The following is a 19,771-nucleotide window of genomic DNA, read 5'->3' on the forward strand; positions in this document are numbered from 1 at the left end:
TCCTCAGGGTTGATCGTTCTCCAGCGGCCTCTGCTCGCCGCCCAGCAACCGGCCCAGTTCGTCGAGGCGGCTGGATATCTCGTTGATGCGGTTGTGCGTGCGCAGGTCGACGTCGATCTTGCGGTCCATCACCTTGATCAGCGGCAGGAAACTGTCCTGCAGGCAGGCGGCAAGGCTCTCCAGCACCTGCTGCACGCCCGGCTGCGCAGGCGCCGTCACCTCGACGTTCAGCGCCGGCGCGCCCTGGCCGAGCTGGCGCAATCCAGCCAGCAACTCGTCCCAGGGCGCCGGTTGTACCGGCTGGGGTTCGCGAGCCAGGCCACGGACGCTTTCCACCAGGTCGTTGAGCTGCGCCACCAGCCGTACGCCGACGTCGGCGTCGCTGCCGCCCAAGGACTTGTTGCGCAGGAAGTCACGCTTGATCTGCGCCCAGCGCTCGGCCTGCTCGGGGCTCTGGTTGCCGCGCAGTTCGGCGAGCTTCAGCAGGTTCTCCTCGGCTCCGGTGGTCAGCAACTGCGACTCGCCCTGGTAGTGGTCGGCGATCAGTTGCAGCAGCTCGGCATCGTTCATCACCGCGGAGATCTTCTCCGCCATCTTGTTCATGTTGCGGTAGCTGCCCTGCAGCTTGAACGGCGGCTCGCTACGGTACTGGTCGGCCTGGGCGGCGCTGGCGATGTACTGCTGGTTGACCTTGAGCACCACGTCGCGCACCTGCATGAGGCGTTGCAGGGTGCTGCTGATCTCGTTGATCTCGGCACCGCTGTAGCCGTGGGCCAGCTCGTTGCTGGAGAACGGCTTGCCCTCGGCCTTGGCGACGAAGCGATAGACGTCGGCCATGTCGCGGGTGGCCAGCGGCGCGAGAACCGGGTTGGAGGTCAGGGCGTTCTCGATGTAGCTGAGGGAGAACGCCTCCTGCATGCCGCTGAGGGTGTCGCCGAGGTTGTAGATGTCGGCGCGGTTGGCGAGCATGTCGGGAATGCGGAAGACCTCGCCGGACTCGGTGTAGGGGTTGCCCGCCATCACCACGCAGAATTTCCGCCCGCGCATGTCGTAGGTCTTGGTCCGGCCCTTCCACACCCCTTCCACGCGGCGCGTGCCGTCGCAGAGGGAGATGAACTTCTGCAGGAACTCCGGATGGGTGTGCTGGATGTCGTCGACATAGAGCATCACGTTGTTGCCCATCTCCAGCGCCAGGTTGAGCTTCTCCAGTTCCTGCCGCGAAGTCGCGTCCGGCGCCTGCCCGGGGTCGAGCGAGCGCACCTCGTGGCCGAGGGCAGGACCGTTGATCTTCATGAAGATCAGCCCCAGGCGGTGCGCCACGTACTCCATCAGGGTGGTCTTGCCGTAGCCTGGCGGGGAGATCAGCATCAGCAGGCCCATCAGGTCGGTGCGCTTGTTCTCGCCCACCGTCCCCATCTGCTTGGCCAGGTTGTCGCCGATGACACCCAGATAGACGTCATTGATCAGCTTGTTGCGAACGAACGAGGACAGCGGTCGCGGCTTGAACTCGGCCAGGCGCAATGCCTCGCGCTCGCGTTCGACGATCTCCTGGCGCAGCGCCTGGTAGCGCCGCAAGCCTGGCAGGAACTGCTGGCGATGGCGACGCAGGCGGCCGAAGAAATCGTCCACCGCCAGCGCCAGGCCGCGTTCGACGATGCGCGGATGCTCGCCCATCAGGCCGTCGACCTGGAAGCGCAGGTCGACCTCGGTGATCCGTCGTGGCATCTCCTCGTCCAGCAACGAGAGCGCCACCGCCTCGTCCAGGTAGGCCGCCAGCGGCTGGAACTCGGCGTCGCCACATAGTCCGCGCAGCCAGTTGCCGGCCAGTTCCCACTGGGCGGCGGGCCGCTCGCCGAGACGCTCCAGGGTCTGCCGGTAGTCGTCCCATAGACGCGCGCCTTGCAGGCGCAGCTTGAGTCCTTCCTGCAATTGCCGGGCATATTTGCTGAAGGTGAATTCGGGACGCTCGGCGGACAATTCCCAGACCAGGTACTCGGCCGCCTCGTCGATATGCTGCGGGTCCAGCGCGATGGGCTGTTCGGCGAGCAGCGCACGCATCGCCGCGGCCACTTCGCCGCGAAGGGCGAGCAGGCCGTCGTCACGACCGAACATCTGCTGGATGCTGCGGCTGCTGCGTGCCCGCTCGGGCCAGCCGGCGACTTCCCGCTCCTCGCGCCGGCGGCTCCAGAACAGGCTGGCGAAGGCCCGCGCCGAGGGCGCGTAGCGCAGCAGTCCGGCACTCTCGCGCAACGGCAGCAGGCGAACCAGGATCGCCGCCGCATCGTGGTCGTGAATGCCTTTCTCGTAGCCCTCCTTGTAGCGCGGCGCGGCGAAATCGCGGATCGCCCGCACCAGCTCGTCCGGCTGCGCCAGCAGCGCCTGCAAGCGCTCCAGGCTGAAGCCATCGCGGCCCGCGTCGGCGGCGACGAGCACTTCGCCGGCGAGATATTCGGCGCGGTACAGCGTCTCCGATTCGGACTCCAGGTTCACCTGCCAGAACCCGCGCAACTCATCGAGCCGCGGGTCCTGCAGCGGTTCGAGGAAATCGGTGCCGGTCAGGTGCAGGTACAGCGCGCCGCCGCGCGGCATCAGGGTCAGGTCGAGTTCCTGGGTGTTGACGCTGAAGCGGTGGCGCGGGCCCAGGCGGATGACGTCGCCGCCCTCCTCGAACAGCTCGCTCTTGTCGCGCAATGCGCGGACCGCCTGGTCGCGCGCGGCCTTCAGGCGCGCCTCGACGTCGTCGGCCTTGACGCTATCCTTCAATTCGCGAAGACGTTCGGCCAGTTCGCGCAACTTGAGGATCAGCGGGTCGGCGGCGAAGAACGCGTTCAGTTCCTCCGCCTGGGTGAAGCGCGCGGTGCGTCGTTGCAGGCTGTCGAGGATTCGCCGGGCGGCGTCGAGCAGTCCCTGGGCCTTGCGCTGGCGCTCGTCGAGCAGGGTCTGCTTGTGCGCTTCGAAGGTTTCCAGCAGCTCCTCGCGCTTGGCCAGGATGTCGCCGAGGAACTGCTCATGGTCGCCGAACTGGCTTTCCAGTTCCTCCAGTTGCACCAGCAGACGCGACAGTTGCTCGTCGCAGCGCTCGGGGTCCTGGGCCTGGGCCAGGGCGTTGGTGATGCCCTGGCCGAACAGTTTGAACTGGGCGCCGAACTGGGCCACGGTCTCGCTCGAACCGAGTCCCTTGCGCCGCTGCTCGGCGCGCGCCTTGGCCTGGTTCAGGCGGGCGTAGATCTCCGAGATCGACTCGATGATCCGGGTCCGCTGGGTCGCGTCGTCGATGCGCAGCGAAGCCATCAGCGAGGACAGCATGTCGAGGTCGCCGGCCATCGCCTCCAGGGCCGCCAGCGGCTCGCCGAGCTGGGCCACGGTCTCGGCTTTCTGCGCCTCGCCATCGAGGCTCTGCAGGCGCTCCAGCAAGGGCTGCAGGGCCTGTTCGCTGGCGAGGAAGGTCGCGGTGGCGGCGGCCACCCGCTCGTGGGCCGCGAGCAGTTCGGCCTCCATGGCGTCGAGTCGCGCCACGTCGATGTAGCGGTACTCGCGGATGGTCAGCAGCAAGCCACGCTGGGCGGTGATGCCGTTGAGCCCGTCGACGAACTGCTGCACCCGGTCCCAGCCGTCGGGCAGCAAGCCGGAGAGCAGCGCCTTGTGCCGCTCCTCCGCGTCGACCATCGCCTGGGCCGACTGGCGGCGGATACTCTCGACCTTCTCGTACTCGTCGAGCACCAGCTCGGCGGTCGCCGCCACTTCGCGCAACAGCGGCGCCAAGCCGTCCAGTTGGTCGCTGCCGAGCCAGTGGTAGACGTCGAACAGGCGCTGGGTGTTCTGGCACAGCAGCGAGTAGCGCTGGATCGAAACCGCCGGAGTCTCGATCTCCCGGCACAGGTCGTAGAGGTCGGAGACGCCGCGCACCAGCTCGGCATTGCCGATCCGCCCGAGGAAACCGCTACGCGCCGGTTGGCGGGCCGCGTACTCCTCGGTGCAGAACGGCGTCTGCCAGACCTGCATCGGGTGGATGCGGGTCGGTTCCTCGCCTTCGGCGGCGAAGATCACCATGCGCCCGTCCTCCAGGCGCGCGTAGCCATGGCCGAACAGCGGATTCTGCAACTGGCGGTTGATCAGGTTGTAGGTGAGCAGTACGTTCCGCCCCTGCTCGGGATGGTAGAAAACGTACTGCACGTCCTCGCCGTTGGGCGAGCGTACCGAGCGCTTGAAGCGCATGCCTTCCATGGATTGCTCGAAGGTGCGGTACTCGCCGTTCTGCAGGTAGTAGCCGCCGGGGAAGATGATCCCGTGGTCCTCCGGCAACTGGATGCAGGCCAGGCCGATGGCGTCGATGCGCTCGACCTTGCCGGTCAGGCTGTTGAACACCAGGTAGCGCCACTGCTCTTCGCGATAGGGCAGGACCTTGAGCAGCAGCAGGCTGCCGAGGCGGGCGAATTCAACCTGCGCGTCGTCCAGCGACTGGGTCTTGTCCATCACCTCTTCGCGATAGATGCCCAGGCCGACCTCGGTGTTGTTCTCGACCTTGATGGTCAGGTCGCCACCAATGGTCTCGACGAACAGGGTGTCGAGGATGTTCAGGTGCGGGAAACGGCCCTCCACCACCATCTCGCGGGTAGCCCGCTGCCATTCGAAGTCGAACGGTGCCGGCAAGGCGATGTCGCGCTCGCCGCGGTTGTCGATGTAGCGGACTTCGCTGCCGTCGCTGGAGATCGACCAGCGGAACACGCGGATGTCGGTGATCCGCTCGCCGATCTGGAAGCTGGCCAGCAGCTTGCCGTCGCGGATCGCCAATTGCAGCAGGCGGGTGTTCTTGTAGTAGGTGTAAAGCTCGTTGAAGTCGTTGACGAAGCCCGGCGCGGCAAGAAAGCTGTCCCCCAGTGGCACAGGCTCCGCCTCGTAGCCTTCGCTGCCCTCCACCAGGCGGTAGAGGGAGAACACGTCGGCCACGCCGGTTTCCTTGCGCAGGCCGATGAACACGTTGTAGCCGAACAGCAGGCAATCGCCGACCTGGACGATATCGCGGGCGATGCAGTTGTTTTCGGTACGGATGCGGACCCGGCCGATCACATCCATCTGGCTGTCGCCGAACTCCTCCAGGCGACTGGCGTTGAGCCTTTCGGCGGTCTGCCGCAGGCGCTGGCCCTGCTCCAGCAGGCGCTTGTGCAGCACCTCGTAGGCGCCGCCCTCGGCAACGGCCTTGTCCAATACGTCCTGCGCGGGAGTTGCGGCTTGAGTGTCCGACATCCTGGTCTTCCTGGGTCTACGGCGGTCATCGATGGAAACCGGCCCGAGCGGCCTGTCCCGGGCGCAGCCAACAGGCCACGCCAGGGGCTGCGCCGCTCAGGGCGCGGGCGGAACGCCTCCGCAGTTGGCGGAGGAGGCTGCGGGTCGGCTCAGACTTCCGCCGCCGGCTCGTTCTCGTGGCCGCTCTTGCGTTCCGGCACCACCGCAGCGGCTGCGCCACGGCCGTTGAGCAGACGGGCGAGGACGTCCTGCACCACCGGGCTCTTGCCGACCACACCTTCGATGGCCTTGCCCACCGACAGCGACTTGGCGAAGGAGTTGAAGAAGTCGCCCTCGCCGCCGACGATCTCGATGTTCGCCTTGCCCAGCGCGGTGGCGAGCACCTCGGCCTGGTCCTTGGCGATGTCCTTGTTCGCGGCGATGGCCGCCATGGCCTCCTCGAAGCTCTTCTCCAGCTGCATGCGGAACTCTTCGTGCTGGCGAGCGCTGTCGCTGAGGGCATCCAGGGCGCCGAACTTCTTGCCAAGCCCCTCGGCCTCGGCATTCAGGCGCTGCAGCAGTACTTCCGCTTCCGCGCTGCCCTGGTCCTTGGTGGCCTTGGCCTTGGCCGCGCCGAGCTGCTCCTCGCCGCGCGCCTGGGCGCCGAGCTTCTCGGCCAGCACCTTGGCTTCGGCCAGGCCGTCCTTCTCCTTGGCTGCGGCCTGCGCCTCGAGCACCCGGGCGTCGGCCAGGCCGCGCTCCTCGTCGCCCCTGGCTTCGGCGATCAGTTGTTCGGCACGTACCCGCGCCGCTGCCAAGCCATCCTTTTCCTTCGCCGCAGCGGTGACTTCCAGCACCCGCGCATCGGCCAGGCCCGGTGCTGCGCGCTCGGCCTCGATGCCCTCGGCCAGACGCTTCTTCGCCTCGGCCTGCTTCGACGCCGCTTCCAGCTCGGCCTGCGCCATGGTGTTGATTTCCACCGCCTTGTGCTTGGAGCGGGCCTCGTCGGCTTCCGCCTGCTTGACCTGGCGTACCAGCTCCTGCTCGGCTTCCGCCTGGGCCTGCAGCAGGATCACCTGCTTGACCCGCTCGGCCTCGGAAACCTCGCGCACCTCCTTGATCCGCTCCTCCTCCTGGGCCACGGTCTTTTCCACCGCGACGCGCTCGCGAATCACATTGGCGATGTTCTTGCGCTGCTCTTCCAGCGCCTTTTCCTTCTCGATCTTCTGCAGCTCCACCTCACGCTCGCGGGCGACGATCTCCAGGTCCTTGGCGCGGGTGACCTTCTCCACCTCGATGACCACCGCGCGCTGGCGGTTCTGCTGCGCCACCTCGACCTCGCGCTGGTGGTTCTCGGTGCGCACGTCGATTTCCTGCTGCGCCTGGATCCGCGCCTGCTCAGCCTTCAGCCGCTCTTCTTCCTTGACCCGCGCGGTTTCCGCTTCCTCGCGGGCACGGATGGTCTCGATCTCGCGCTTCTGCCGGGCCTCGGCGTCAGCCTGCTGGCGCTCCAGGGCCAGGGCAGCCTCGCGGGTCTCGACGTTCTTCTTCTTGATCGCCAGCTCTTCGTTGCGCTCCAGTTCGTTGGTGATGACGTTCTGGGTGGCGGTCAGCTCGGTGATCTTGCGGATACCCTCGGCATCGAGGATGTTGCTCGGGTCCAGCGAGTTCTTCGCGGTCTGCTCCAGGTAGTCGATGGCGACGTCTTCCAGGACGTAGCCGTTCAGGTCGTTGCCGATCACCTCGATGATGCGGTCACGGAAGTCCTGGCGATTCTCGAACAGCTGGACGAAGTCGAACTGCTTGCCGACGGTCTTCAGCGCCTCGGAGAACTTGGCGTTGAACAGCTCGTTCACCGCCGAACGGTCGGAAGCACGGTCGACGCCGATGGCCTTGGCCACCTTGAGCACGTCGTCCTGGGTCTCGTTGACCCGCAGGTAGAAGGCAACGGTGATGTCCGCGCGCATGTTGTCACGGCAGATCAGGCCGTCCTTGCCGCGCCGGTCGACCTCCAGGGTGATCAGCGAGATGCGCATGAACTCCTTCAGGTGGATCACCGGATAGACCAGCGCACCGGTGAAATGCACCTTGGGCGTCGACGACATGTCGTTGACGATCAGCGCGGTGCCTTGCGGGACCTTGATGTAGAAGGCCTTGAACAGGGCCAGCAGGCCCACGACCAGCAGAACGACCAGGCCCACTCCCAGCAGGAGGGGCATCAGCGAAGTCATATCCATAGCAGCAGTTCTCCTTGATTCTCACCGAGCCCGGGTCAGATACCGCGGAACTCTTCCTCGGTAACGACCCGATAGGCGTGCTCCGCCTCCAGGTACTCCAGCAGCACGACGCGATCGCCGCGCTTGAAGCCTTTGTTTTCTTCCGCACGAACTTTCAGGATCAGCCCGGCGCCGCCGTCTTCCAGCAACGCCTCGCCATGTTGCAGGGTGACCCGCCCGCTGCGCACCACCGCGACCTGGCCCAGCACCGACTTGCTGCTGGTGCTTTCCAGCTTGCGGAACAGCGGCCGCAACGGCCGGCACAGCGTGGCTGCCAGCGGCGCCGCCAGGAACAGCGCGCCCACCGCCACCACGGCGCCCAACGGGTAGCGCAGCCAGCCGAGCGGCAATGCGCTGAGCAGCCATAACTGGACGAAGTAACAGAGGAACCAGGCGAAGAAGGACAGCAGGGTCAGCACCAGGGTGACCGGTACGCCGTTGAGTTTCAGCTTCGCCAGTAGCGCGGCGAGGCCTTCGGCCTGGCCGGCGCCATCGACGACCGACTCGGCGTCGAGATCGAGCACATCGATCTCGACCATGCCCAGGGCGACGATGCCCCAGTAGATGATCGCGAGGATCAGAAGAAAGCTGAACAGCACGGTCGGGAACGACAGCGCCGTCTGCAGGAAACCTTCCATTGTCGCTCTATCCCTGAAAAACGGGCCCGGACGCCTTCGCCGGGCCGCGGGCCTATCAGGCCTTGCCCTTTTCCTTCAGGCGCGCCAGCACGCCATCCACGCTGTTGCCCGAGGCCTTGATCCCGGCCGCGCGCAGCTTGGCGTCCAGCGCATCGTCCGGCGCCGCCGCGCTGGCCAGTTCGGCCGCGGCATCCATGGTCGCCGCGCGTTCGGCCTGGCGCTGCTTGATCCGCTCCAGGGAGTCCACCGCGGTCTGCAGCTTGCTCTTCGAGTTGCCGTAGCGCTGGGCAACGGCCATCTGCGCCTTCTGCACGCTCTCGGTGGCCTTGACCGTATCCACCTGTTGTTTGAGCTGGCGGATGTTGCCTTCGGCCTGGCTCACCGACTTGCGCAACTGAGCTACGCTGGCGGCGAATTCCGCGACCTGGGCACGCTCGCCCTCGAGCTGGTTCTCCAGGGTCGCGATCTTCTCCGCGACCTCCCGGGCCAGCTCCTCGTTGCCGGCCTCCAGTGCCTTGATCGCGTATTGCTCGTACTCGGCGACCTGGGCCGCGCCCTTCTCGACGCGTTCCTGGGCCAGGCGGTGGCGGGCCATGATCGAGGCCAGCGCTTCCCGCGACTTGCGCAGTTCGACGTCGGCGTCGCGGATCTCCTGGTCGAGGATGCGCAGCGCCTGGCTGTCGACGATCGCCTCGCCAACCTCGTTGGCTCCGCCGCGCAGGGCGCTCAGCAGCTTGCTCCATACCGTCATGATGGTGTCCTCCCTCAGGCCCGGGCTTTCAGGTAGCCGGCGTAGACTTCCGTGGCGCGGATCACGTTGCCGGCCAGGGTTTCGATTTCGTGCAGCACGCTGGCCAGCGACGAAGTCGTGCTCAACGCGCCGAACATGCTGTAGCAGCGCTCCTCGCCCGGCAGGTTGAGCAGGCCGATGCTCGACAGCGGGAACAGTTGCCGGCTGAGCAGGACCTCTTCGTTGAAGGCGGTCGCGTCGGTAACGTCGCTTTCCGGCCAGAGCAGCGCCTCGACGATGATCTGCTCGCCCTGGGGCGCGACGAACACCGGCAGGTCGCCGTATTCGCGCATGATCACGTAGAGACTCGCTTCCGCCCCCTCGATCAGCTCGATCTGGGCCTCGCCGCTGCTGAACAGCTCGGTGCCGCTCAGGGCCTCGGCCAGCGAGCGAGCGTTCCATACCCGGGCTTCCGTCATGTCTTCCTCCTTCTCCAAATGAGCCGCTCCGGCAGCCGGGCGACGCAGCATCCGCTCGATGCCGGCGAGCGCCGCGGCGTTCTCCGGCAAGATCCAGACTTCCTTCTTCACCAGGCCCTGCTCGCGCAGGCGCTGGCGAAAGACACGCTGATAATGGGCTGATGATTTCCGTTGCATGGACTCACACTACGAGATCACATGTAAGATTTCAACAGATCACATGTAATAAAATCCAACGCACGCGCATATCTACGCCGGGCCGGCCGGAGCATGGAAAAGAAACACGGGGAGGAAAGAGAGAAAGAAATGGCACGAGGGGCCTCCCTGGCTCGGTGTCTGGCGCGCTACATCCTGTATCGACTCCCGCATTAAACCCTCTATGCAAAAGGAATTGAAGGACCGCCGGGCATATCGGGAAAAAACGGGAAACGTCTCACCCTACCGTGGCACCCGCCCGCACCGCCGGCAAATGCTCTAGGCTATGCGCACACTGCAGCCTGACGGACACCGCATGGAACATTCGCCCAAACCGCTGGCCGGCCTGAAGGTGGTCGAGCTCGGCACCCTGATCGCCGGCCCTTTCGCCTCGCGGATCTGCGCCGAGTTCGGCGCCGAAGTGATCAAGATCGAGTCGCCCGACGGCGGCGATCCACTGCGCAAGTGGCGCAAGCTCTACGAAGGCACCTCGCTGTGGTGGTTCGTTCAGGCACGCAACAAGAAATCCCTGACCCTCAATCTCAAGCACGCCGAAGGCCAGGCGATCCTGAAACGCCTGCTCGGCGATGCCGACATCCTGATCGAGAACTTCCGCCCCGGCGTACTGGAAAAGCTCGGCCTGGGCTGGGATGTCCTCCACGCGCTGAACCCGCGCCTGGTGATGGTGCGCCTGTCGGGCTTCGGCCAGACCGGCCCCTACAAGGATCAGCCGGGCTTCGGCGCGGTCGGCGAGTCGATGGGCGGACTGCGCTACATTACCGGCTTCGAGGACCGCCCGCCGGTTCGCACCGGGATTTCCATCGGCGACTCGATCGCCGCCCTGTGGGGCGTGATCGGCGCGCTGATGGCGCTGCGACACCGCGAGGTCAACGGCGGAGAGGGACAGATGGTCGACGTCGCCCTCTACGAGGCGATCTTCGCCATGATGGAAAGCATGGTTCCGGAATTCGACGTGTTCGGTTTCATCCGCGAGCGCACCGGCAACATCATGCCGGGCATCACCCCCTCCTCCATCCACACCAGCGCCGATGGCCGCCACGTACAGATCGGCGCCAACGGCGACGCGATCTTCCGCCGCTTCATGCAGGCCATCGGCCGCGACGACCTGGCCAGCGACCCGCGACTGGCCAGCAACGACGGGCGCGATGCGCGCCGCGACGAACTCTATGGGGTTATCGACCGCTGGGTCGCCTCGCAGCCCCTGGAGGAAGTGCTGGCGGTGCTGGCGCGAGCCGAAGTCCCGGCCAGCCGCATCTACTCCGCCGAAGACATGTTCCGCGATCCGCAATTCCTTGCCCGCGAGATGTTCCTCTCGGCACGCTTGCCGGACGGCAAGCCGTTCCGCATGCCTGGCATCGTGCCCAAGCTGTCCGCCACGCCAGGCTCGGCGGATTGGGTAGGCCCGGAACTGGGCGAGCATACCGATGCCCTGCTCACCGACCTGGGCTACGACAGCGAGCGCATCGCCGCCCTGCGCCGGGAAGGCGCCATCTGAACGGTACGCGGAGCCCTTCATCGGTGCTCCGCGGACAGGGCGGCCCCCTCTCCCCCTATCCAGCAAGGGAGAGGGGGTTATCCGCACGCTTCCACGAGCATGGCGCCATCCGGCAAGAGCCGCGACACCGGCGCGCGCCTTCGGCCTGACCGCCCGATGCGCAACGCGCCGTCGAACGAGACGGCGCTAGCGCGACGAATACAGCAGCACGTGATCCCGCTCGCGGAAGGTCGCCAGCACGTCTTCCTCCATCCGCCCGACCAGCACCTGCAATTCGCGGCGAATGGTCTGCACGGCATCCTCGAGATAGCTTTCGTCGTTCAACTGCACCTTGGCGATGACCCGCTGCAACAGGGTTTCCCCCTGCGGATCGACCAGCGTGACCACCCGTCCGCCATCGGGCCGGGGCTGACTGAGGGTGAAGGGATGGGGAGCGAAGGCATCGGCCAGTCGTTGCTTCAGGCTGTCCAAATCAGGTCTCCTGTTTCGACGATAAGACTCGTCAAAGACCGAAAAAACGCGAATAGGGTTCGTCGATGCAAGCATTTACCGGACTAACGGCAGCATCTGGCGAAAGGCCACGAGCCGGCGCAAATAGCCATTCGAGCTGAGCCAGGCCAACGCAACGATCAGCCCGCTATAAGGAAAGCACCGGGAAAAACTTCAACCATCCCACCCTCGCGCAACGCCTTCACCTGCTTGAAATTGCAGTATCCGGCGTGTCCGTCAGGCAGTAACAACGAGACTTCCCTCAGCGTATCGAACAGCGAGGATCTCATGACTGCCTTCGCATCCCCCCGCGGCGCCTGGCGCGCCTTCATCCTCGCGCTGGCATTCGCCGCCGGCACGGCACAGGGCTCACTGCTGTTCGGCGCCGTCGGCCTGGCCAACGATCAGTACGCGCGTCCGGTCGCCGACACCGAGATCGCCAGCACCGCCGTGCTCGCCGATTGCCGTGGCTTCGTCGGGACCATCGCCAGGATCGTCCTGCTGGACGGCTCGATCCGCTGCAACGAGGCGTTCCCCTATGGCTTCGCCAGCCCGATCAGTACCAGCGTCTACTATCCGGCGGACATCGCCGCGTCCGACGCCAAGCTTCCGGTCATCACCTTCGTCGGCGGCATACTTTCCAACGCCGGCAACTATCACGAACTGATGAAGCTATGGGCCAGCCACGGCTTCATCGTGGTGATCTCCTCCGACTTCATCAATTCCTTCCCGCTGATGCACGCCCTCGGCATCCTCGAGGTCGCGAAACTGGACAAGGACCCGACCTCGGCCCTGCATGGCAGGGCCGACTTTTCCCGGACCCTGGTCGCCGGGCACTCCGCCGGCGGCCAGGCCACGCTGCAGAGCGCCAGCCTCTCTGCACAAGCCCTGCAACTCATCGAGCCACGGTTGAAGCTGGTCGGCGCCCTGCCGATCGAGCCAGGCCCCCTGGCCATCGGTTCCACGGTAAAGACCCCGACCCTGCTGCTGACCGGACTGGCCGATGTGGTCGTGCCGCCACTCAGTTGGCCGATCCTCTGGCAGGGCCCGTTGATCCGCGACGTGCCCGCCTGGGGCGCCACGGCCACCACGGCGACCCACTTCAGCCCGCTGCGACAGATCGAGTACAACGAGTTCGCCGGCATCAGCGTCGCCTGGGCGCTGTACCAGGGAAAGAACGATGCCCAGGCCCGCGACTATTTCGTCGGGCGCTACTACAAGCTGGCCAGCGACATCCAGTTCAACGATCCGCTGAGACTGCTCCGCCCCTCGCGCAACAAACTCGCCGCCGCCCTTTGAGAAGACATGAAAAAGCCCGCCATCAAGGCGGGCTTCTTCCTTTCACGACAGGCTCAGAGCGGCTTGCCGCGATTGCCGTGCTGGCTGACGAAGGCCTGTACCTTGGCCAGCTCGTTCGGCAATACGGTGCAGCGCTCCTCGCGCTCGAACAGGTCGGCGAGGTGCGCAGGCAGCGCCGGCGCCTGGCCGATGCCGGCCTTCTCCACCGCTTCGGGGAACTTGACCGGGTGCGCAGTGCCCAGGGTCACCATCGGCACGCTCAGGCTGCGCCGGCATTCGCGGGCGGCACGCACGCCAATGGCGGTGTGCGGGTCGAGCAACTCGCCACAGGAGCGGTATACCTCGGCGATGGTCTCGCAGGTCTGCTCGTCGCTGACCGCCAGGGAGTCGAACAGCTTGCGCGCCTCGGTCCAGCGCTGGTCTTCCACCGACAGCTTGCCGCTGGCCTTGAAGGCATCCAGCAGTTCGGCGACGGCCTTGCCGTTGCGGCCGTGCAGGTCGAACAGCAGGCGTTCGAAGTTGGACGAGACCATGATATCCATCGACGGCGACAGCGAGGGATGCAGGGTGTCCTTGTCGTAGCGGTTGCCGCTCATGAAGCGGTGCAGGATGTCGTTGCGGTTGGTCGCGACGATCAGTTGGCTGACCGGCAGGCCCATGTTGCGCGCCAGGTAGCCGGCGAAGATGTCGCCGAAGTTGCCGGTCGGCACCGAGAACGCCACCGAGCGCTGCGGCGCGCCGAGCTGCAGCGCGGCATGGAAGTAGTAGACGATCTGGGCCATGATCCGCGCCCAGTTGATCGAGTTCACCGCTACCAGGCGGGTACCCTTGAGGAAGCCCTGGTCGGCGAAGCTGGCCTTGACCATCTCCTGGCAGTCGTCGAAGTTGCCTTCGATGGCGATGTTGTGGATGTTGTCGCCGAGGATGGTGGTCATCTGCCGGCGCTGCACCTCGGACACGCGGTTGTGCGGGTGCATGATGAAGATGTCGACGTTGTCGCACCGGCGGCAGCCTTCGATGGCCGCGGAGCCGGTATCGCCGGAGGTGGCCCCCATGATCACCACGCGCTCGCCGCGCTTGGCCAGCACATGGTCGAGCAGGCGGCCGAGCAGTTGCAGGGCGAAGTCCTTGAAGGCCAGGGTCGGGCCGTGGAACAGCTCCAGCACCCATTCGTTGCCATTCAACTGGCGCAGCGGCGCCACTGCGTCATGGGCGAAGACGCCGTAGGTTTCCTCGAGGATCTTCTTGAAGTCGGCATCGGCGATGCTGCCGGCGACGAACGGGCGCATCACCCGGAAGGCCAGCTCGTGGTAGGGCAGGCCGGCCCAGGAGGCAATCTCCTCGAGGGTGAAGCGCGGCAGGTTTTCCGGGACGTAGAGGCCGCCGTCGCTGGCCAGGCCGGCGAGGAGGACATCTTCGAAGTTCAGGGCAGGCGCTTGGCCGCGGGTGCTGATGTAACGCATGTTCAAAACCTTCGCTGTTGACGCGGGCCCGCGAGCGGCGCCCGGCGTTCGATCAATTCAGTTGTTCGACACGGATGCGGACCACCGGCCCGGACACGCCTTCCAGCGCTTCCAGGGCGGCGATGGCATCGTTGATGCGTTGTTCGATGACCCGGTGGGTAACCAGGATCATCGGCACCAGGCCGTCCTGTTCCTCGGCCTCCTTCTGCATGATCGATTCGATGTTGATGCCGCGCTCGGACAGGATGGTGGCCACCTGGGCCAGTACGCCCGGGTGGTCCTTGGCCTGGATGCGCAGGTAGTAGGCGCTTTCGCAGGCTTCGATCGGCAGGATCGGGTGGTCGGACAGCGCGTCCGGCTGGAACGCCAGGTGCGGTACGCGGTTCTCCGGATCGGAGGTCATGGCACGGACCACGTCGACGAGGTCGGCCACCACCGAGGAAGCGGTCGGCTCCATGCCGGCACCGGCGCCGTAGTAGAGGGTCGAGCCGACGGCGTCGCCGTTGACCATCACCGCGTTCATCACGCCGTTGACGTTGGCGATCAGGCGATCCGAGGGAATCAGGGTCGGGTGCACGCGCAGCTCGAAGCCGCTCTCGGTGCGACGCGCCACGCCCAGGTGCTTGATGCGATAACCGAGGGCGTCGGCGTAGTTGACGTCGGCGCTGGTCAGCTTCGAGATGCCTTCGGTGTAGGCCTTGTCGAACTGCAGCGGAATGCCGAAGGCGATCGAGGCGAGGATGGTCAGCTTGTGGGCGGCGTCGATGCCTTCCACGTCGAAGGTCGGGTCGGCCTCGGCATAGCCCAGGGCCTGGGCCTCGGCGAGCACGTCGGGGAAGGTACGGCCCTTCTCGCGCATTTCGCTGAGGATGAAGTTGCCGGTACCGTTGATGATCCCGGCCAGCCAGTTGATGCGGTTGGCCGACAGCCCCTCGCGGATCGCCTTGATCACCGGGATGCCGCCGGCGACAGCAGCCTCGAAGGCGACGATCACGCCCTTCTCGCGGGCCTTGGCGAAGATCTCGTTGCCGTGCACGGCGATCAGCGCCTTGTTCGCGGTGACCACGTGCTTGCCGTTCTCGATGGCCTTGAGCACCAGCTCGTGGGCCAGGGTGTAGCCGCCGATCAGCTCGACGACCACGTCGATCTCGGGATTGCACGCTACGTCGAAGATATCGGCGGTGATGGGGGTCGCACCGGTATCGCACTTCGGGTTCGGCCGGCGGGCGGCGATCTGCGCAACCTCGATACCGCGCCCGGCACGGCGGGCAATCTCCTCGGCGTTGCGTTCGAGTACATTGAAGGTACCGCCACCGACGGTCCCCAACCCACAGATGCCTACTTTGACCGGTTTCACGCTGGAACTCCCCATCTCACCTACGACGGCCGGACGCGCCGGCCTGCTATGGTTCCCCGATCGAATCGAGGTTGACGCGACCACTGTACGGGCCACGCCGCATCCTGGCGATGGATTCCGCCAGCGGGCGGCGGAAATCGCCAATGATGAAAACAAAAGAGCCGCACATTACGAAGCGGCTCTTTATTAGTCAATTGTTCGGCAGGCCCGGCGCTACTTGGCCTCCAGCGCCAGCTTGGCCAACTGCTTGGCCGGCTGGTAGCCGGGGAGCAACTGGCCGTTGGCGAGGACGATCGCCGGCGTTCCCTGCACCCCGACCATCTGGCCCATCTGGAACTGCTTGTCGACCGGGTTCTTGCACTCGGAAGACTTGATCTCCTTGCCGTTCATCATGGCGTCCATCGCCTTGGTCGGCTCCTTCGCACACCAGACCGCCTGCAGTTGCTTGTCGCCCGCCGACTGCGGCCCCTGGCGCGGGAACGCCATGTAGCGTACCTCGATCCCCTGCTCGGTCAGGTCCGGCACTTCGGCATGCAGCTTCTGGCAGTACGGGCAGGTGGTATCGGTGAACACCGTGATGTGCGCCTTGGCCTGGCCCTTGGCCGGATACACCACCATCTCGCTGGCGGGCACGCCGTTGATCGCCTTGGCGATCGCCTGGCTCTCGGCCTTCTCGGTCAGGTTGACCGGCTTGCCGTCCTTCACCTGGTAGAGGTAGCCCTGCATGACGAACTGGCCGTCGGCGCTGGCGTAGAGCACCCGGCCGCCCTTCAGCTGCACCTGGTAGAGCCCCTGCAGCGGGCTGCTGGCGATGGAGTCGATGGGCAGGTCCGGCTGCAGGGCCTGCAGGGTCTTGCGGATGTTCTGATCGGCATTGTCTGCCAGGGCCAGGGTACTCATCAGGCCGAGGGCGGCAGCAGCCAGAAAACGGGTCACGCGCATGTGTCACTCCTGTCGTGCGGTCGGCGAAGCCTACCATAGACCGCTATCCCGACGGGCCCGACGCTTGTCGCAGAACGCTACGAAAGCGCCTCTTTTCGGATAGGTACGGATTTTTCGGACAAAGCGTCAGCCTCGCGGGTGGTGGCGTGCGTGCAGATCCTGGAGGCGGGCCCGGGCGATATGGGTGTAGATCTGGGTGGTCGACAAGTCGCTGTGGCCGAGCAGCATCTGCACCACCCGCAGGTCGGCGCCGTGGTTGAGCAGATGGGTGGCGAAGGCGTGGCGCAGGGTATGCGGCGAAATCGACGTGCCGATCGCCGCCACCTGCGCGTGATGCTTGATGCGGTGCCAGAAGGTCTGGCGGGTCATCTGTTCGCCGCGCAGGCTGGGGAACAGCACGTCGCTGGGCCGCCCGCCGAGCAGGTCGCCGCGCGCCTCGCGCAGGTAGCGTTCGAGCCAGCCGATGGCTTCCTCGCCGAGCGGCACCAGGCGCTCCTTGCTGCCCTTGCCGAAGACCTTGACCACGCCCTGGCGCAGGTTGACCTGCTCCAGGGTCAGGCCGACCAGTTCGCTGACCCGCAGGCCGCAGGCATACAGCACTTCGAGCATGGTGCGATCGCGCAGGCCCAGCGGGTCGTCGACTTCCGGCGCCGCCAGCAATGCCTCGACGTCCGCTTCGGAGAGGGATTTCGGCAACGGCTTGCCCAGTTGCGGCAGGTCCACCTGCAAGGTGGGATCCTCGGCGATCAGGCCATCGCGCAGGCAATAGCGGTAGAAGCCACGCAGGCCGGAGAGGAAGCGCGCGGTCGAGCGAGCCTTGTAGCCCTGTTCCAGGCGCCAGGCCAGGTGATCGAGGATGGCGTCGCGGCCGATGCCCTCCAGGCGCAGCCCGCGGCCATCGAGCCAGGCGTTGAACTGCTGGAGGTCGTTGCGATAAGCCTCGCGGGTGTTGTCGGCAAGGCCTTTTTCCAGCCACAGGGCATCGAGGAAACGGTCGATCAGGGGATGTTCGAGGGTACTCATGGATGAAGGCTGCGAACCAAATGAAAGCGCGGCTAGTCTTTCATAGCCTGGGCGCTATCGCGAGCGTTGGCCGTCATCGCCACGTAATGGTTAGTCAGGCCGGTCGACAGGAGGTCGGCCGGCTTCCCGTGCCCGCGGGAAAAAGCGGAGCCATGTGGCTCGATGGTTCGCCCCGGCTCAGGACGAGCGGAGCGACGCTGACAAGGAATCCTCGATGGACCAGAACGCTATCCTGCTCGCCCTCGGCGGCATCGGTGCCGCCGCCCTGCTCAGTCAATGGCTGGCCTGGCGCCTGCGCCTGCCAGCCATTCTTTTCCTGCTGCTGTCCGGGATCGTCGCCGGCCCCCTGCTCGGCTGGCTCGATCCGGACGAGATGTTCGGCCCCCTGCTGTTCCCACTGGTATCCCTGGCAGTGGCGCTGATCCTCTTCGAGGGCAGCCTGACCCTGCATTTCAGCGAATGGAAGGAAATCGGCACCGTGGTGCACCGAATGGTGACCATCGGCGCGCTCTCGACCTGGGGCGTGATCGCCCTGGCCGCCCACTACCTGCTCGACTTCAGCTGGGAAATGGCCCTGCTGTTCGGCACCCTGACCCTGGTCACCGGGCCCACGGTGATCGTCCCGATGCTACGGGTGGTCCGGCCCAAGGCCGCGGTGGCGAACATCCTGCGCTGGGAAGGCATCGTCATCGATCCCATCGGCGCCCTGCTGGCGGTAGTGGTGTACAGCTTCATCATCTCCAGCGGCGAAGGCGACGGCTGGCTGCACAGCCTGCAGACCTTCGGCGGGGTGATCCTCTGCGGCAGCCTGTTCGGCATCCTCGGCGGCTGGGCGCTGGGCATCGTCCTGCGCCGCCACTGGCTGCCGGACTACCTGCACAACCTGGCGACGCTGGCCGCGGTGCTGGGCGTGTTCATCGCCTCGAACCGGGTGATGCACGAATCCGGACTGCTCGCCGTCACCCTGATGGGCATGGGCCTGGCCAACATGAAGGGCGTCGACGTACGGCAGATCCTGCACTTCAAGGAAAACCTCAGCGTCCTGCTGATTTCCGGCCTGTTCATCCTCCTGGCCGCACGCCTGGACATCAATGCCCTGCTCGGCCTGGGCCCGGCGGCGCTGCTGGTGTTGCTGCTGATCCAGTTCGTCGCCCGTCCGCTGAACGTGGCGCTGTCGACCTGGGGTTCGCCGCTGAGCTGGCGCGAGCGCGCCCTGCTCAGCTGGATCGCCCCGCGCGGGATCGTCGCCGCGGCGGTCTCGGCGATCTTCGCCATCCGCCTGGGCGCCGAAGGCCATGCCCAGGCGGCGCTGCTGGTGCCACTGACCTTCCTGGTGATCATCGGCACGGTGGTCCTGCAAAGCGCCACCGCCCGCCCCCTGGCGCGCCTGCTGAAGGTCGCCGAGCCCTCGCCCAGCGGCTACCTGATCGTCGGCGCCAATCCGGTCGGGCGCGCCATCGGCAAGGCCCTGAAGAGCCTCGGCAGCCGCGTGCTGCTGACTGATTCGAGCTGGGAAAACATCCGCGCCGCCCGCATGGACAACCTGCCCACCTATTTCGGCAACCCCACCTCGCAGCACGCCGAAGCCCACCTCGACCTGGTCGGCATCGGGCATTTGCTGGGGGTTTCTCCGGCCGGCGAGCTGAACACCCTGGCGGCCATGCGCTTCCGCCACGAGTTCGGCCATCGCCAGTTGTTCGGCCTGCCGACCAGCCAGGAAGCCAAGCGTACCGACAAGCACCGCTCCAGCGACGAACACCGTGGCCGCCCGCTTGGCCAGCGACCGCTGACCTACGCGCAGTTCGCCAGCCTGCTGTCGCGCGGCGCCGAAATCCGCACCACCCTGCTCACCGACACCTTCGGCTGGAACGACTACCAGGCGCTGCACGGCGAGTCCGCGATCCTGCTGTTCGCCCGCGATCCGAACGGCAGGATGCACGTCGCCACGCCACAGTCCACGCTGGCGCCGGGCACCGGCTGGACGCTGCTGTCGCTGATCGAGGCAGAACCGTCAGTCAGCAAGTCGCAGGCCACGGAAATCGCCGACTAGACTTCAACGAACCGACGAAAGACCGTCGTCACCCTATCCAAGGTTGGGTGACAAACGAAGCCCACGAAGAGGATGATTGCATCTAGCCATC

The 19,771-nt window shown here is 66.0% G+C and carries 13 protein-coding genes; 3 read left to right on the top strand and 10 right to left on the bottom strand.

What is annotated here, in order from left to right; all coding sequences use genetic code 11:
- Positions 1-3: 3 nt before the first annotated feature.
- The 5 genes from AC4OR5_RS03795 to bacA all read right to left on the bottom strand — a co-directional run bounded on the left by AC4OR5_RS03795 (position 4) and on the right by bacA (position 9,523).
- Entirely contained in the window at positions 4-5,244 is a 5,241-nt protein-coding gene (locus AC4OR5_RS03795; protein ID WP_058160186.1) for a DNA repair ATPase, read from the bottom strand.
- 149 nt (positions 5,245-5,393) lie between these two features.
- Entirely contained in the window at positions 5,394-7,460 is a 2,067-nt protein-coding gene (locus AC4OR5_RS03800; RefSeq protein ID WP_003092604.1) for a flotillin family protein, read from the bottom strand.
- 35 nt (positions 7,461-7,495) lie between these two features.
- On the bottom strand, positions 7,496-8,137 hold the full coding sequence (locus tag AC4OR5_RS03805) for a hypothetical protein (RefSeq protein ID WP_003100672.1): 642 nt from the start codon (positions 8,135-8,137) through the stop codon (positions 7,496-7,498).
- A gap of 55 nt (positions 8,138-8,192) precedes the next feature.
- Positions 8,193-8,888: a PspA/IM30 family protein gene (locus tag AC4OR5_RS03810; protein ID WP_003092609.1), complete on the bottom strand. Its 696-nt coding sequence runs from the start codon at positions 8,886-8,888 to the stop codon at positions 8,193-8,195.
- A 14-nt stretch (positions 8,889-8,902) separates the two neighbouring features.
- The gene (gene bacA / locus AC4OR5_RS03815; RefSeq protein ID WP_003092612.1) at positions 8,903-9,523 is read right to left on the bottom strand and encodes a biofilm formation regulator BacA; all 621 of its coding nucleotides are present in this window, start codon (positions 9,521-9,523) and stop codon (positions 8,903-8,905) included.
- A 304-nt stretch (positions 9,524-9,827) separates the two neighbouring features.
- Between bacA and AC4OR5_RS03820 the strand changes: the two genes are divergently transcribed.
- A complete protein-coding gene (locus tag AC4OR5_RS03820) occupies positions 9,828-11,057 on the top strand; it encodes a CaiB/BaiF CoA transferase family protein (RefSeq protein WP_073665819.1) in 1,230 nt (409 codons plus the stop codon).
- A 186-nt stretch (positions 11,058-11,243) separates the two neighbouring features.
- On the opposite strand, the gene AC4OR5_RS03825 is transcribed toward AC4OR5_RS03820, so the two are convergent.
- Positions 11,244-11,528: a DUF3509 domain-containing protein gene (locus tag AC4OR5_RS03825; protein ID WP_003092618.1), complete on the bottom strand. Its 285-nt coding sequence runs from the start codon at positions 11,526-11,528 to the stop codon at positions 11,244-11,246.
- Positions 11,529-11,834: 306 nt separating this feature from the next.
- On the opposite strand from AC4OR5_RS03825, the gene AC4OR5_RS03830 reads away from it, so the two are divergent.
- Entirely contained in the window at positions 11,835-12,845 is a 1,011-nt protein-coding gene (locus tag AC4OR5_RS03830) for a poly(ethylene terephthalate) hydrolase family protein (RefSeq protein WP_057385482.1), read from the top strand.
- Positions 12,846-12,898: 53 nt separating this feature from the next.
- Here AC4OR5_RS03830 and thrC read toward each other — a convergent pair whose 3' ends face one another.
- The 4 genes from thrC to xerD form a co-directional block, all read right to left on the bottom strand.
- Positions 12,899-14,308: a threonine synthase gene (thrC, locus tag AC4OR5_RS03835; protein ID WP_058156770.1), complete on the bottom strand. Its 1,410-nt coding sequence runs from the start codon at positions 14,306-14,308 to the stop codon at positions 12,899-12,901.
- A gap of 52 nt (positions 14,309-14,360) precedes the next feature.
- Positions 14,361-15,665 (bottom strand): homoserine dehydrogenase, encoded by a 1,305-nt coding sequence (locus AC4OR5_RS03840; RefSeq protein WP_003109642.1) that lies wholly within the window; start codon positions 15,663-15,665, stop codon positions 14,361-14,363.
- A gap of 213 nt (positions 15,666-15,878) precedes the next feature.
- Entirely contained in the window at positions 15,879-16,607 is a 729-nt protein-coding gene (gene dsbC / locus AC4OR5_RS03845) for a bifunctional protein-disulfide isomerase/oxidoreductase DsbC (RefSeq protein WP_003092626.1), read from the bottom strand.
- A 126-nt stretch (positions 16,608-16,733) separates the two neighbouring features.
- Entirely contained in the window at positions 16,734-17,630 is an 897-nt protein-coding gene (gene xerD / locus AC4OR5_RS03850) for a site-specific tyrosine recombinase XerD (protein WP_003092629.1), read from the bottom strand.
- Between the two features lie 214 nt (positions 17,631-17,844).
- Between xerD and AC4OR5_RS03855 the strand changes: the two genes are divergently transcribed.
- On the top strand, positions 17,845-19,680 hold the full coding sequence (locus tag AC4OR5_RS03855; protein WP_003109643.1) for a cation:proton antiporter: 1,836 nt from the start codon (positions 17,845-17,847) through the stop codon (positions 19,678-19,680).
- The last annotated feature ends 91 nt before the right edge of the window (positions 19,681-19,771 follow it).

Source organism: Pseudomonas sp. YA1, from assembly GCF_058680555.1.